Here is a 16,473-nt window from a genome sequence, read left to right as displayed (position 1 = left end):
AGCACATTATTGTACTAAATTTTATGTTATTCTATTCCCATTAATAGGCCAGAAACATTCCATGCACTAGAGCTGTTTCCTTGTGGTTTTCCCATTGGGATACTAACTTTTATGGTGTGTGTGCCTGCTCTTAAATCGCCTAATTCAATAAAATTTGGATTAGTGACTGTTCCAGGGCACCAGTTTGAGCGGCTTAAATCTGACGAAGATAAGCCAGTTTCAAAATTTCCTGAAGCTGGATTTGATAATCGGTAAGAACCACAATCCTGACGCCAGGGTACGAATGCAAAGCTTTCTTTCCCATCTAGCCAGATGGTATTTTTCTTAGGTACGAATTCATCGCCTTCGCCCCAACCTCCATGTCCAGTTGTAATGTAGCGAAGTTTTGCACCTTTCAAATCTTTTGGTAAAGTAAATGAAACCTCCAAACCTTTATCAATACTAAACATGGTTGCATATTCTTGCCCAGCCATTTCCATTACATTTGTAGAGTTAAATAATGGTAATATTATCTCTTTGCCTGCCTTTTGCTTTCCTCCATTATGCAAAGTAATATTTAAAGAAACTTTATGTCCTCCTTTATCATAATTGCCAATAAATACAGCAACCCACACTTCTTTTCCATTAACCAAAGGAAATAACTCAGAAATATCTTGTCGGTAATAAACCTGATCAGCCCAATTCTTATCCTTAAGCTTTAGTGTGTTATACTTGCCAACTCCAAAAGGTGTAAAAAACCGCATTAATTCTATTACAGGATTATAATTTGAAGTTGCAATTACTCCCTGATATTGTTTTCCATTTCCATTATCGTAGATGGGTAAATCTTTAACAGAATTTTTCAATGCATCCATCAGGCTCAAAGGCTTATCCGTTGGAATGATAAATACCGAACCCGTTCTATCATAAGCATCACCGTTAGATTGTTCCTTTAAATCAACAAAAACGTTCTGTATTGTCGAATATTTAGGGAATTTAATTTTTCTGGCAATAACGGTTCCTCCAGCAAATCTGAAAATAGAATCTGTTGATTGAGGCTTATCAATAAAATTAATAGTTTCGTTATTGAATACATTTAATGTAGTAAATCTGCTTTTCCAAAGTAAATCCTTATAAGATAATGGGTCGGTTAGCTTCGATTTTATTTTTTCTAAATCGATTGATTTTACATTTTTTACTTCTTCGATTTTTGTAGCCGTAATAAAACTGTTTCCATTTCTAACTTGCTCTAAAACTAATCCTAAATTCTGCCCTAAATTTGTTGGTGCCGCTTTTATTCCCGCATCGGTTGTAAACCATAGTTCGATTGTGTTAGAGTTTACAATCGTTTTCGCTTTTTTACAGGTGTAGCCTAAAATGTTTTTGGTTTCATTACTGAATTCAAAAATTTGCTTGCTAATTGCCGTGCTGTCAGTTGTAGATATTTGATAATCCTGATTTAGATCTGCAATCTGAAACAACAAATTCTCTGGTTTTAAAACCAGGCTTTGCTCAAAAGGATATTTAGTTTTACCATCAAGAATGTTTGCAGATGTTATCAAGTTTTGATGCTCTGCTACAATTACCACTGCTGCATTTCTATCTTCAACAGGCTTTCCATCGGCAGACCGCCAATAAACAATTTTATAGGCACTATTGGCTTTAAGTTTATTTTGCGCCTGGGTTAAAAAAGAGATAAATGTTAGAGAAATAAAGAAGTAAATTTGTTTCATATTATCGAAAAATCAAATATAAACAATACTTCAATTATCCTTCTAATCTCTCCTCTACAAAAGCGAAAGGCAATAAACTCTTTACACTATTTACTTTTAAAATTTCTCCTTTAAGGCAATAAAAAATTACTTCGATAGGCGAATTTTGTTTGCGTTCAAACTCGACCATTACCTGTAAACAACCACCGCAAGAAGTTACTGGTTTTAAAATTTCGAAAGCATCGGTTTGAGCCGTAATCGCCATGCTTTCGATAACTGCATCGGGGCGTGAAGAACCGATTGTGAAAAGTGCCACACGTTCGGCACATAAACCAGAAGGATAGGCTACGTTTTCCTGATTACTACCTAAAATGGTTTCGCCCGAAGCTAAACGAATTGCAGTGCCTACTTTAAACTTTGAATATGGCGAATGAGAAGTTGCTAAAGCCTGTTCAGCAAGCTCACAAAGTAACCTGTCTTTTTCATTCAGTTCTTCAATATTATTATACTGGTCAAAACTTATATTTAGATTTATTGATTTCATTTATAACTAATTATCAAACCGCCAGTGTTAAATTTTTATAGCGGGCGAACAATTTAGGTTATTTTTTGTATTAATTATAAAAAACTGTCTTAAAATTAATTTAAGTGGCACGTTTTTAGTACTTCGTAAACACCAAACACGCTTAGCTTTGAATAAATACGTACGTAAAAGTCTCAAAATTTTATTGTGGGTTATCGCCTCCATAATTATACTGGTGGTCGCTTTAGCGCTATCTTTAAATATACCTGCCGTTCAAAATTTCGTTAAGGGCAAGGCAATTAATTACCTTAAAAATAAAACAAAGACAGAAGTAAGCTTGGAAAGCATAAAAATTGCATTGCCGAAGGATGTGGTTTTAAATAAGTTTTATATTGAAGATCGCAATAAAGACACCTTGTTATATGCAGAAAAACTAGCTGTTGATATTAGTCTTTTCAAACTTCTGGATAATACTGTAGAGGTAAATAATATTGAACTAAAAAATATACGTGCAAATGTTAAACGAATAAGTCCGGATACAACTTTTAATTTTTCTTTTTTGGTTGATGCTTTTATGAGCGAAGAAAAAAAGCCAGAAGAAAAAATTAACAAAGACACAACTTCTACCCTAAAATTTTCTGTTGACAAGGTTTCTTTTGAAGATATAGGAATTACCTACCGCGATGATGTTGCGGGAAATGATGTAAAGCTTTATTTAGGTGCTTTTAAAACGAAGTTAAAAACATTCGATTTGGCAAACCAACATTATGTAATCAAAGATTTAAACTTAAATAACACTTCTTTAAGCTATTTACAGCGTAAGCCATTGGTTCAGCTTGTACAGCATATAACCAATAGTGTTGATAGCAGTCAAAAGGAAACAGGAAAACTTCCTCTAATTGAAGTGGAAAACTTCGCTTTCAGTAATGTGAAAGTAAATTACGATGATCAGGTTTCGACAACGAAGGCCATTGCAAATGTTAATGAACTGGGTTTGGTTAATTTAAAAGTCGATTTAACAAATAGCAAATATACTGTAGATGATGCAAAGTTGAATAAATCGAACATTCTATTCGCTTTTAAACCAGCTCCAAGTAACGATTTAAAGAAAGTTAAAGATACTGTAGTTGTAGAAAAATCGCCTTTAGGTTTACTCATTAAAAACATCAGCCTTGCAGAAAATAATGTACAGTTTGATAATTTAGGTGCAAAGCCCGCTCCAAAGGGAATGGATTTTAATCACCTAAAAATTACTAATTTAACCTTTGGGGCAGCCGATGTTAATTATAGCGCAGCTGGAATTACAGCAAACGTTAAAAATGGATCGCTAAAAGAAAAAAGTGGTTTTGCGTTAAATGAGCTAAAAGGAAATGCCATTTATAATGATAAACAGATAAAGCTGAGCAATTTCGTTTTAAAAACACCTAATACAACAATAGAAAACGCAACGGAGTTAAATTTTACTTCTATGGAAGATTTAACAAAACATCCTGAGCGGGTAAAAATGGCCTTGAGCTTAAAAAACACAACTATTGGTTTAAAGGATGCGGGTTATTTCAGTAGTGCTATCCCAGCAAATTATCGTAATGAAAAAATTAAAATAAATGCAGAGGTAAATGGATATTTAAACAATTTAAACATTCCTCGCTTGCAAGTAAGTGGATTGAAAAATACACAAATTGATATCAGCGGAACAGCTAAAGGCTTGCCGGATATTAATAAAACTTTTCTCGATCTAAATATCAAAAAACTATATGTAACTAAGAGTGATATTTTGGTTGCTGTACCTAAAAAGTCGTTGCCACCATCAATCGAATTGCCAAATGTAATTAATGCAAAAGGTAATTTCAAAGGTTCAATGACTGATTTTAACACCAATTTAAATATTCAGACGGATATGGGCGGTGCGATTTTGGTTGCAGGAATGAAAGGCGCAAAAGGTAAAGAAAGTTACAAAGCAGATATCAATTTAAACAATTTTAATGTTGGCCGATTGTTAAAAATGCAGCCAAAACTTGGTCGTGTTTCGGTAAAAGCTAATGTTGAAGGAATTGGCCTTGATCCTAAAAAGATAAATGCAAAGTTTAACGCAAAAGTTTTAAGCGCATATTACAATAAATACACTTACCGAAATTTAAATGTTGCTGGTACTTATGCCAATCAAAATGTTTCGATAAAAAGTAGCATGCCAGATAGCAACGCCAATTTTGCTTTAGATGCAAAAGTAAGCTTAGCAGGGAAATACCCTTCGGTTAAAGCCGATTTGAATCTGAAACAGGTTAACCTGCAGGCGTTAAATTTCAGTCCGACAGTATTAAGTGCTGCTGGTATTGTAAAAGTTGATTTGAAAACTGCAGATGCAGATTATTTAAACGGAACAGTTGATATCACGGGTTTACAAGTGGTTAAAGATGCACAAAAAATAGATGTTGATACAATTTCCGTTTTTGCAAAAACAACTGAAACAACAAATGAGCTTACGTTAAAATCAGAAATTCTTTCGGCTAAAATTGACGGAAAATATCAGTTAACGAAAGTGAGCAATGCAATTATTAATGAGATTAATAAATATTATGCTTTTGGAGAGGTCACAAAAATCCCCGATCAACGATTGAGATTTGCTGTACAGATTTATGATTCCAAATTATTAAAACAATTTGTGCCAGAGCTAACAGTGTTTAAGCCTTCTCAATTTTATGGCTTAATTGATACACAAAAAGATAGCCTGCAGATTAAGGGAAATTTCCCACAAATCGTTTATGGCGATTTCAAGGTAGATACAACTGTACTTAACATTAATAATGATAATAATAAATTAGCGTACGGTTTAACTGTAAAAGCATTGCAAAGTCCGTCTATTGCTCTATTTAATACCGAAATTAGTGGTGATGCCGCAAATAATTTATTAGGTGTAAATATCTTTCTTCGAGATAGACAGCGTAAAGATAAATACGTAATTGGTGGAAATTTTCAATCTATAAATAAAGATTTCAAGTTTACTTTAGATCCACAGAAACTACTTTTAGATTATCAAAAATGGGTAGTATCTCCAGATAATTATATTCAGTTTGGCGCATCGGGCATATTGGTTAATCAATTCCAAATTAGCAATAGCGGGCAATCTTTATCAATAAATAGTAACCCAACGCAACCAAACGCACCTTTGGCGGTAGAGTTTAAAGACTTTCAATTAGAAACTTTAACCAAATTTGCCGAAACGGATACAACTTTAGTTGGCGGTCGTTTAAACGGAACGGCTAATGTTAAAGATCTAGCTTCTACACCGAAATTCGAAGCTAACTTAACTATAGATCAGTTACGCTATCAAAAAGATGAGCTTGGAACCTTACGTTTAGCGGTAAATAATAACACACAAAATGCATTTGAAGTGAATGTTGCTTTAAGTGGCGTACATGAATTACGTGCTAATGGATTTTACTATACTGCACCTCAAAGCGCTTTAGATTTAACTGTTAATATTGATAAAATTGAGATGAAAAACATCGAAAGCTTATCACAAGGTCAATTAAAAAATGGAAGTGGAACCTTAACTGGTGCACTTACAGTAAAGGGTGCTTTAACTGCTCCAAAAATATTGGGCGATGTTACTTTCAATAATGCAGGAATCAATGTTGCTTATGTAAACTCGTACCTACGCATGCCAAACGAAAAAATTTCGTTTACCAACGAAGGCATAAGCTTTAATAACTTCACGATACTCGATTCACTTAATCAAAAAGCAACCCTCAACGGAAAAGTATTAACAACCGATTTTAAAAATTACCGTTTTGCACTTGATATCCGCACAAATAATTTTAGGGCTATTAATTCTACTGCTGCTGATAACGATATGATTTATGGGACCGTGTTTTTAACCAGTAACATTAAGGTTCGCGGCGATTTAAACCAACCCGATGTTAATATGGATATCAACATAAATAAGGGGACAAAATTTTTCTTCGCTTTGCCAGCAAATGACCCCTCGGTAATCGACCAGGAAGGAATTGTTCAGTTTATCGATGCTGATGCACCACCATTTAATGGACAGAGAGCTTTAAAAGTTGATAGTATTAGTAAATCGCCAATTAAGGGAATAAACTTGGTAGCTGCAATAAAGATTGATCCAGAAGCGGAACTTAATGTTGTGGTTGACCCATCGAATGGTGATGCACTTAATGTGAAAGGTGAAGCTAACTTAAATGCGGCAATTGATCCTAGTGGAAAAATAAGCCTTACTGGTCGTTACGAGATTGTTGACGGATCTTATAATCTGTCAGTTGGCCCATTAGGCAAAAAAGAGTTTAGATTGGTTAAGGGAAGTACCATAATTTGGACCGGTGAGCCGACAACAGCTAATGTAAATCTAACTGCCTTATATGAAGTTAACGCTGCCCCAATCGACTTGCTTAACAAGCCAGATGACGTCATCGCTAAAACTAAACTACCGTTTCAGGTTTACCTAATGATGAAAGGCGAATTACTGAAGCCAATTATTTCATTTAGATTAGACTTACCCTCAAATGAAGGTGGACCGCTGTATAACGATATTAGGGCTAAATTGAATAATGTTAATCGAGATGAAAGCGAACTTAACAAACAAGTTTTTGCCTTACTTGCTTTAAATAGATTTATTGCTGACAATCCATTTCAAAGTTTAGCCGGAGGAGGTGGTGGTGTTTCTACCCTTGCCCGTTCTAGCGTAAGCAAACTTTTGACTGAACAGCTGAACAATCTAACTTCGGACTTGATACAGGGAGTTGATTTGAACTTTGGCGTAAATTCATCAGAAGATTATTCAACAGGCTCCCTTCAACAGAAGACTGATTTGGAAGTTGGGTTGTCAAAAAAACTATTAAATGATCGGTTAACAGTTACTGTAGGTAGTTCTTTTGCTTTGGAAGGACCTCAAGCGCCAGGTGAAAAATCGACAAATATTGCAGGGAATGTAAATGTAGAGTATGCCCTTTCTGCAGATGGCAGATACCGTTTGAGAGCATATAGACGTAACCAAAATGATGTTATTGTACAAGGCCAGATTATAGAAACCGGATTAGGTTTTACTTTAGTTGTTGATTACAATAAATTCAGAGAAATATTCCAGAAAAAGAGAATCAGAAAAATAAGAAACATTGAACAGAAAGCACAAAATGAAACAACTAATTAGACCATCGTTATTTATATTGGCCTGCTTAGTTTGGGCTGCTTGCAGTAGTACGAAATCCCTAAAACCCGGACAGGCATTATATACTGGAGCCGAGGTTAAAATTAATCCTGATTCGTCTGGGAGAATTGATGATGAAAAACAAGTAAAAAGTGATTTAGAGTCGAAAACAAGACCACGTCCTAATAAATCTTTTCTTGGAATAAAGTTTAAGCTCGGTATTTATAATTTAGCAGGCGAACCAAAAAAGCCTAAAGGCTTTCGGAACTGGTTAAGACGACAAGGCGAACCTCCAGTATTAATGAATGAGGTTAAATTAAAATACAATAATGATGTTTTAACAAGTTATCTAATTAGTGAAGGTTATCTGCAGGCTGTTGTAACTGGCGATACCATTGTAAAAGATAAAAAAGGTAAGGCTATTTACACTGCTAACACTGGAGATAGATATAAAATTAATAAAATTACTTTCCCTGCAGATACTGGCATGATGACAAAAATCATCAATGAGAACAAGGCTAAAACACTTTTAAAAGTTGGGGATTTTTATGACTTGGATGTTTACAAAAATGAAAGAATTCGTATAGATAATGACCTCAAAGAACGTGGTTACTTTTATTTCAGTCCAGATTACTTAATTATGCAGGTAGATAGTACCATTGGCAAAAACCTTGTTAACATCACCGTTAAAGTTAAAGATATTGCGCCAGAAGCGGGCTTAAAACCATATTCTATTAAGAAAATCAATATTTACCCAAGCTACTCCTTGAGAAGAGATAGTGTTTTAAGAAAAATGAAACCGCTAGTCTATAATGATTTCAACATCTATGACGACCGGAATACTTTTAAACCTAGGTTGTTTGACAGACTGGTTTTCTTTCAGAAAGGAGAGTTATATAATCGCAAAGATCACAATCAATCGTTAAACAGAATGGTGAATATTGGCGCCTTCCAAGATGTGAGAGCGGAATTTTTGCCGATAGACAGTTTTAAAAACAATGAACTCGACCTTAATATATACTTAACACCGCTTAAAAAGAATTCGCTCACCTTTTCAGTCACTGGAACAAGCAAATCGAACAATTTTGTCGGCTCGGAAGTTAAAGTTACCCAAACCACTAGAAATTTATTTAGAGGCGCTGAGCAGCTGGATGTCAGCGTAAGTGGTGGATTCGAAACTCAAACCAGAGGTACATCAATCGGCAAAAATACGCTCTCATTAACAGCTGAAGGTAAATTAACTTTTCCACGTTTTATTGTACCATTTTATAAGCCCAATAGCACAAACGCATTTATTCCAAAAACAATTGCCTCTTTATCTTATCAGATGTTGAGTCGCGGTTCAGAGTATACATTGAGGGCATACAAAGGAGAATTTGGTTATAACTTTAAAGAAAATTTATATAAAGAGCATAACTTTAATCCAATTTCTATAAGCTATATCTCTACAGGATTCCAATCAGATGGCGCACGAACCTCAGATATGGTAAGAGACAGCTTATATGATGCAAATCCATTGTTGAAGGCTACTTTAGAAAGTCAGTTCATTATTGGTAGTAATTACAATTTCACCTATACCAACCAAATGGAAGAAAGCCGCAGAAATAACACTTATTTCTACGGGGGAATTGAAACTGGAGGTAATGTGTGGGGTTTGTTTACACCTAAAAATGATGCTGGACAACGAACATTGTTTAATACACCATTAACTCAGTTTATAAGATTTGAAGCTGATTTACGAGATTACTATAAAATCAACAAAAACTTAATTTGGGCGAACAGACTAAATTTAGGTTACGGTTATGCTTATGGCAATAGCTCATCTTTACCTTTCGTACGACAGTTTTTCGCAGGTGGTAGTAATGATATACGTGCCTTTCCAGCCAGAACGCTAGGACCTGGTACTTTTAAAGTTGGTGACGAGGCAACTTTTGCAGATCAAGGCGGGGATATTAAACTGATGTTAAATTCAGAACTTCGTTTTAAATTGGTAAGTGTTTTATACGGAGCTTTATTTGCAGATGTTGGAAATATTTGGCTAAGAAAAGAAGATCCGTTGAGACCTGGATCTGGCTTTAAGGCAAGTAATGCATTAAATGAATTAGCAGTAGGTACTGGCGCTGGTTTACGTGTAGATGCAACCATATTTGTGGTTAGGTTAGATGTAGCGTTTCCAGTTCGTAAACCATATTTACCAGAAGGACAGCGATGGGTGTTTGACAGTATTGCTTTTGGCAACAAAGATTGGAGAAGAGAAAATTTAATCTTCAATATCGGTATAGGATACCCATTTTAAATTTATAGATGAAACTAATTCATAAGATTAAACATTTCTTTATTGCCCTTTACCATCTTTTTATTGCTGCAGGTAAAGGTTTTGCTGAAGATAGGGTGATGAAGCTCAGTGCGGCGCTGGCTTACTATACTATTTTTTCGTTAACCCCATTAATTATTATAGTACTATCTGCTGCAACTTTATTCTTTGGAGAAAGAATGAAAACCAGGGATAAGTTTTTTACAGAAATTACTGAGTTAGTTGGTAAAGATGCTGCAACTCAAATTCAAGGTTTTGTAGAACATGCTAATAAATCAGGTCAATCCACAATAGGGCTAATTATTGGTATTGGAACATTAATTATTGGTGCTACGGCAATTTTCATCGAAATTCAAGATAGTATAAACTTAATATGGAAAGTAAAGGCAATGCCAAAAAAAGGGTGGCTAAAAATGCTTACCAATCGATTACTTTCCTTCTCACTAATTGTTTCAATGGGCTTTTTACTATTAGTTTCACTTGTTATAAATAGTGTTGTGGTAGGTTTAGGCGATAAATTGGTTTCTTTACTTTCAGAAAGCAAAATAGATGATGTAATACCTGTTGCTAACGACACAATGGCATTACTTATTTATATTTTAAATAATGTGATCACTGTTGCTGCGGTAACTGCGGTGTTTACAATAATTTTCAAGGTTCTTCCTGATGTAAACATAAAGTGGAAGTCAGCAATAATAGGGGCGCTTTTTACCGCATTGTTATTTGGTTTGGGTAAGTATTTGATAGGAATTTATATAGAAAAAGGTAGTACAGTATCAGCATTTGGAGCCGCAGGTTCAATAATTGTAATTTTACTTTGGATATATTATACTTCAGTAATTTTATATTTCGGGGCAGAATTTACACAGGCGTATGCAGAAAAATACGACGGTGGAATTACCCCAAGCAAATATGCAGTGTTCACCAAAATAACAATTGTAGAGAAAAACGTAGATGTTTTGCCTCCACAGCACCCAGAGGATACAGTTGATGCACCAAAAAGCTAAAAAATAATAATTTAGAAGATGTTTCCCTTTAAACGTTATTATTTCTTAGCTCAGAAACGCAAGCTTTTTTCTAAAAGTTCCTTCTCAGGAAAAGCGTTAAAAATTCGTTCAAATCTAATTCTGAATAAATCTTGCGATCTTCTTGCATAACATCTATGGCAACACCTATAATGAGGATGATATTTTAAAAGTATTTTTTATTCTTATTTTTCAACCTATCTCTATTCCTTCCGTTTCTGGTATTTGAATGCCTTTTAAAAATAATATTGTAAACATTGCCACCTAACATACTAAAGGTGTGAGGTGAATTAATTAATATGTGCTCAAATAATTTTCGCAATTACATCAACGCTTATTTTTATGCTACTTCATCAATAATTTTAGGTTCTTCGGCTACCTGATCTTTTTCCACTCGTAGATTTCTGATAATGTGTTGCTGTCTATCTGGAGTATTTTTTCCCATATAATATTCAAGCAAACTTTTTATAGTTTGGTCTTTTAAAATAACTGGGTCTAGCCTGATATCTTTACCAATAAACAAACCAAATTCATCAGGCGAGATTTCTCCCAAACCTTTAAAACGGGTGATTTCTGGTTTATTACCTAATTTTTCAATAGCATTTCGGCGCTCTTCATCGCTATAACAATAAATGGTTTCTTTTTTATTTCGGACTCTAAACAATGGGGTTTGTAGAATATATACATGCCCTGCTTTTACTAAATCAGGGAAAAATTGAAGGAAGAAAGTCATCATTAACAAACGAATGTGCATACCATCCACATCGGCATCTGTGGCGATAACAATGTTATTGTAGTGTAAACCTTCTAAACCATCTTCAATGTTTAAAGCATGTTGTAAAAGATTAAATTCCTCGTTCTCGTAAACTACTTTTTTTGTTAGCTCGTAACAGTTAAGTGGTTTACCTTTTAAGCTAAAAACAGCTTGGCAATCTACATCACGAGATTTCGTAATCGAACCCGATGCCGAATCTCCCTCGGTAATAAATAAAGTGGTTTCGTAACGTTTTTCATGTGTAGTGTTAAAATGAACTTTACAATCGCGAAGTTTTTTATTATGCAACGATGCTTTTTTTGCTCTGTCATTGGCTAGCTTTTTAATACCAGCAATGTCTTTTCTTTCTCTTTCTGATTGGTTAATGCGTTTCAACAATGCATCAGCAACATCTGGATTTTTGTGCAGATAATCATCCAGTTCCTTTTTCACGAAATCGTTAATAAACGTAGCAACTGATGGTCCTTCTGGTCCCATATTTTGCGAACCTAATTTAGTTTTCGTTTGCGATTCGAAAACAGGTTCTTGTACACGCACAGAAATTGCAGCAATAATTGATGAGCGAACATCCGATGCATCGAATTCCTTCTTGAAAAATTCGCGAACCGTTTTTACAACCGCTGCACGAAACGCCGCCTGGTGTGTTCCGCCTTGAGTTGTATGTTGTCCGTTAACAAACGAATGGTAATCTTCTCCATACTGCTGACCATGTGTCATTGCAATCTCGATATCATTACCAATCATATGTATAATTGGATAACGAATTTCTTCAGGTTTATTAAATTTAGAAAGCAAATCGTATAAGCCTCTTTCCGAGAAGTATTTTTGGCTGTTAAAATTTACCGTTAATCCAGTATTTAAGAAAACATAGTTCCAAACCATACTTTCTACAAAATCAGGAATGTAGTGATAGTTTCTAAAAATTGTTTCATCAGGATAAAAAGTAATAGCAGTACCATTACGCTGAGTGGTATCAATTATTGGTTGTTCGGTTACAATTTCGCCCTTAGAAAATTCTACTTTTTTAGTTTTTCCATCTCGATAAGATTGAACAATAAAATTTGTAGATAAAGCATTTACCGCCTTTGTACCTACGCCGTTTAAACCAACTGATTTTTGGAAGGCATTACTATCGTATTTACCACCAGTATTTATTTTGCTTACACAATCTATAACCTTACCCAAAGGTATACCACGGCCATAATCGCGAATGTTTACCTTTTGCTCAGAAACTGTAATTTCGATGGTTTTTCCTGTGCCCATCACAAACTCATCAATAGAGTTATCTACAATTTCTTTTAACAAAACATAAATTCCATCGTCTTGCGCAGAGCCATCACCAAGCTTACCGATATACATACCAGGGCGTAGTCGAATGTGCTCTTTCCAATCTAATGAGCGAATACTGTCGTCGTTATAAATTACTTCTGCCATAAATTTTAATTATTTATCAGGTCGATTGAACTTTGCGCAATACAAAGTAGCAAGGCCGAGGGATTTTCGGAACGAGCTTTAACATTCAACATAACAAGTTTTTAGGAATGATTTGATATCGAAATTTGGTTTATGATTATTCAAATATCGAGTAGCAAAATTTATTTACAATAATAGATTTATTCTTTGAGGCTAGCAAATGAAAATTTCAACAAAAGGAGACGAAAAATGTAAGAGGTAAGGTGGATGGCCTGTAAACTTAAAGTCTATTTCTATCGTAAATCTTCCATCAGACATCATCCATAAATTCCTTATCTTCACCCCATTATTTATAATCCATTTTAATGCAACCAAAAAAGCAACTTTCGCTCTTCGATTTATCCATGATTGTGGTTAGTTTAGTCATTGGCATGGGTATTTTTCGTACGCCAGTTAATGTAGCCGCAAAAGCGCAAATACCTGAATTGTTTTATTTGGCTTGGTTTATTGGAGGTTTTGTAGCTTTTTGCGGAGCACTTACTTATGCCGAAATTGGGTCACGATATCCAGTAACGGGTGGTTACTACAAAATTTTCTCAGCAGCCTATCATCCATCAATTGCTTTCGCCATTAATTGTATAGTAATTATTTCGAGTGCAGCTTCAGTTGCAGCTATATCTATCATAGGAGCAGAGTATTTAGGCAAAATAGTTTTACCAGTTAATATGCAAACCGATGCTTATCGAGTTGCAATAGCCATAACTACTATTTTGGTTTTCTATTTAATTAATTTACTCGGTTTAAAAGCCAGCGCTAAAACCCAAAATGTATTAACCATTGTAAAAATCGGCTTAATTTTATTGCTTATTTGTGCGGTGTTTTTCGGCTCACAATCCGAAACGGTTACACCTGTTTTTAAAACTAACAATGGCAATTTGCCAAACTGGTCTGATTATGGAAAAGCATTAGGTTTATGCCTTATAGCCGTTTCCTTCTCCTACGCTGGTTATGCGCAAACGATAAATTTTGGCGGCGAAGTTAAAGAAGCAAAAAAGGTAATTCCTCGTTCTATTATTATCGGTTTAACCATAATTGTTATTCTTTATTTAGTACTCAACTACGTTTATGTTAAAGTTATAGGTTTCGAAGAATTAAAAACAGCAGAAAGTATCGCTGCTATTTTAGCTTCAAAAATTTTTGGTCCAGCAGGGTTTAAAATGCTATCCGTAATTATATTCGTTTCGGTTATGGGTTATGTAAACGTAAATTTGTTAAGCAACCCGAGGGCCATGTTTGCTATGGGGGAAGAAGGAGCTTTGCCGAAAATTTTTAGCAGAATGAATAAAAAAACAGAGGTAATTACCGTAAGCTTAACTGTTTTTACGTTAGTTGCTGTGGTTATCATTTTCTACGCTAAAACATTCGATAAAATTTTAAATTATACAATCTTTTTAGAAAGCATTAGTATGGCAAGTTCGGCAGCTACCATTTTTATACTGCGGAAACGTACCTCACATCTCGATATAAAAACAATTTACACGGTGCCACTGTATCCTGTTTTACCAATTATATTTATTGCAGCCTATACTTTTGTTGCTTTAAGTATTTATGCTGATGATCCAAATGCTGCGTTAAATGGCTTATATATCTTCATCGGCTTTTTGGCTATTTATTTTATCAGTAGGTTATTTAGCAAGAAATAATTATCTAATTTGAAAAGCAATTTTAGTGCTCATCGGTTTCGATAGCCCCGCTATTCGCTAAGAATAGGGATGTATCGCTGCTATCGGGTTTAAATAACCTAAAGCATTGCACCGTAAAACCTAAAAATAGGTTAGGAGTGGAGCATTTTTCACTGCAACCAGTGGCATAGCTTTCTGAAGCAGTTTTTTGAATTGGAAGCAACCTTTTTGATTTTGGCATTTTGTGTTAAATTGTAGCAGCAGATAAGTAAAATAAAACTGATTTGAATGAGCATGGAGCGCAGCGAAATAAAATGTAAAGCAGGACTGATTTAACCAATAAAAAATAGGAACTTGCTTTACATAATGAAATTTAAAAATCTTAATGAATAAAGCACTCTCAGGGAAACAAAAAATTGCTTACGCGGCTGGAATGATGGGCTGGAGTATTATGACGAATATTATAATCGTAATGCTCCCTTATTTCTATTTACCGCCAAGTAATTCGGGTTTATCGCCTTTGGTGCCACAATTACTGCTATTTGGTGCTTTTAATCTTTTATCTATTATTGCCGCATCGGGTAGATTAATTGATGCTGTTTACGACCCGTTTATTGCCTCGGTTAGCGATAGAAGTACGAACCCGATGGGTAGGAGATTTCCGATAATGAAATGGGCAATTTTACCTGCGGTAGTTTTTTGCTGTTTGGTTTTTCATCCTTGGGTAAAAGGCGAAAGTGTAAATAATGCATGGTGGCTAACCGCGGTTTTGGCTGGGTTTTTCATCTCCGTTACTACTTATATTATCCCATACAATGCGCTACTTGCCGAGTTAACAAATACAGCCGAAGAAAAAGTAAAGCTTTCTACTTTACAGCAGGTGGGTTTTGTTTTGGGTATGATTTTAGGTGCTTTAATTAACAATTTTGCAGATTTGATACAAAGCGGTTTTCATGTAGCGAGCCGTTTCGAAGCATTGCAATACACCATTATTGCTTTAAGTGTTTTCTCTGGTTTGGTAATGATTTTGCCAATTCTGTTTATTAACGAACGAGAATATGTAAATAGTAAACCATCTCATATTCCGCTTTTGGCGGCCATTAAAAGCACTTTTAGAAACTCGAATTTTAAATATTACCTAATTTCGGATTTTACTTACTATACGGCATTAAGTATTATGTCGAGTGGTTTATTATATTTTGTAACGGTTCTACTTGGTTTACCAGATTCTGACGGTGGAAAATTTATGGGTTTAATGGTTTTACTATCTCTATTATTTTATCCATTTATTAACTATGGCTCTAAAAAGTTTGGAAAGAAAAAACTGGTTTTGTTTGCATTCGGAATTTTGAGTTTAATTTTTGTAACCATTTTCTTTTTAGGTAAACTTCCCTTTGCACCTGCAAATCAGATGTATATTTTGGTTGTTTTTGCTTCTTTTCCGTTAGCGGCCTTAGGTATTTTGCCTAATGCTATTCTTGCCGATATTGCACAAAAAGATACGATAGAGAGTGGCGAAAACCACGAGGGTATGTTCTTTGCTGTCAAATATTTATTTGTAAAACTAGGGCAAACCATAGGTATTGCAGTTTTTGCAATGTTAACAATTTATGGTAAAGATCCAGGAAATGATTATGGTTTAAGGCTGAATGGAATTGTCGGTTTCTCGCTTTGCATTGTAGCATTGTTATTTTTTAGTCGCTTTAAAGAAGAAAAATAACTTATGGTTTTAATTGTGAGAAAAGTTGTGTACAGCTTGCAAAAGTTTAGATTTACGCCATCTACTTTACATTTTTACATCTTCCATATTTTATTTGTATCTTTGCAGCGAAGCAGAATTTCTTTATCATTTAAAGCAATCCGCAAGTTAGTCCTTCAATAAATGATTG

The 16,473-nt window shown here is 34.7% G+C and carries 8 protein-coding genes; 5 read left to right on the top strand and 3 right to left on the bottom strand.

From position 1 onward, the window contains the following. Positions 1-26 precede the first annotated feature (26 nt). Both ACZZZI_RS05595 and ACZZZI_RS05590 read right to left on the bottom strand, forming a co-directional pair. Positions 27-1,712 (bottom strand): PNGase F N-terminal domain-containing protein, encoded by a 1,686-nt coding sequence (locus tag ACZZZI_RS05595; RefSeq protein WP_463488897.1) that lies wholly within the window; start codon positions 1,710-1,712, stop codon positions 27-29. Positions 1,713-1,746: 34 nt separating this feature from the next. After that, positions 1,747-2,235, bottom strand: a complete 489-nt coding sequence (locus ACZZZI_RS05590) for a cytidine deaminase (protein ID WP_316763402.1) — start codon at positions 2,233-2,235, stop codon at positions 1,747-1,749. A 148-nt stretch (positions 2,236-2,383) separates the two neighbouring features. Here ACZZZI_RS05590 and ACZZZI_RS05585 point away from each other — a divergent pair, with 148 nt between their 5' ends. The 3 genes from ACZZZI_RS05585 to ACZZZI_RS05575 are packed head-to-tail and all read left to right on the top strand — an operon-like array spanning position 2,384 to position 10,696. Further along, positions 2,384-7,378: a translocation/assembly module TamB domain-containing protein gene (locus tag ACZZZI_RS05585; protein ID WP_463488896.1), complete on the top strand. Its 4,995-nt coding sequence runs from the start codon at positions 2,384-2,386 to the stop codon at positions 7,376-7,378. After that, positions 7,362-9,671 carry a translocation and assembly module lipoprotein TamL gene (gene tamL / locus ACZZZI_RS05580; protein WP_463488895.1) on the top strand — a complete coding sequence of 770 codons (2,310 nt, stop codon included), beginning with the start codon at positions 7,362-7,364 and terminating at the stop codon, positions 9,669-9,671. The genes ACZZZI_RS05585 and tamL overlap by 17 nt, the downstream gene beginning before the upstream one ends. Before the next feature lie 8 nt (positions 9,672-9,679). Further along, positions 9,680-10,696, top strand: a complete 1,017-nt coding sequence (locus tag ACZZZI_RS05575; RefSeq protein WP_463488894.1) for a YihY/virulence factor BrkB family protein — start codon at positions 9,680-9,682, stop codon at positions 10,694-10,696. Between the two features lie 358 nt (positions 10,697-11,054). On the opposite strand, the gene ACZZZI_RS05570 is transcribed toward ACZZZI_RS05575, so the two are convergent. Then, positions 11,055-12,923, bottom strand: coding sequence for a DNA topoisomerase IV subunit B (locus ACZZZI_RS05570; RefSeq protein ID WP_463488893.1), 1,869 nt, complete (start codon positions 12,921-12,923; stop codon positions 11,055-11,057). 344 nt (positions 12,924-13,267) lie between these two features. Between ACZZZI_RS05570 and ACZZZI_RS05565 the strand changes: the two genes are divergently transcribed. Beyond that, positions 13,268-14,605, top strand: a complete 1,338-nt coding sequence (locus ACZZZI_RS05565) for an APC family permease (RefSeq protein ID WP_316763386.1) — start codon at positions 13,268-13,270, stop codon at positions 14,603-14,605. A gap of 364 nt (positions 14,606-14,969) precedes the next feature. Further along, a complete protein-coding gene (locus tag ACZZZI_RS05560) occupies positions 14,970-16,304 on the top strand; it encodes an MFS transporter (protein ID WP_463488892.1) in 1,335 nt (444 codons plus the stop codon). The last annotated feature ends 169 nt before the right edge of the window (positions 16,305-16,473 follow it).

The sequence above is a fragment of the Pedobacter sp. AC190 genome, from assembly GCF_979258025.1.
The sequence above is the reverse complement of the archived record's forward strand: the minus strand, read 5'-3'. Positions and strand labels throughout refer to the sequence as shown.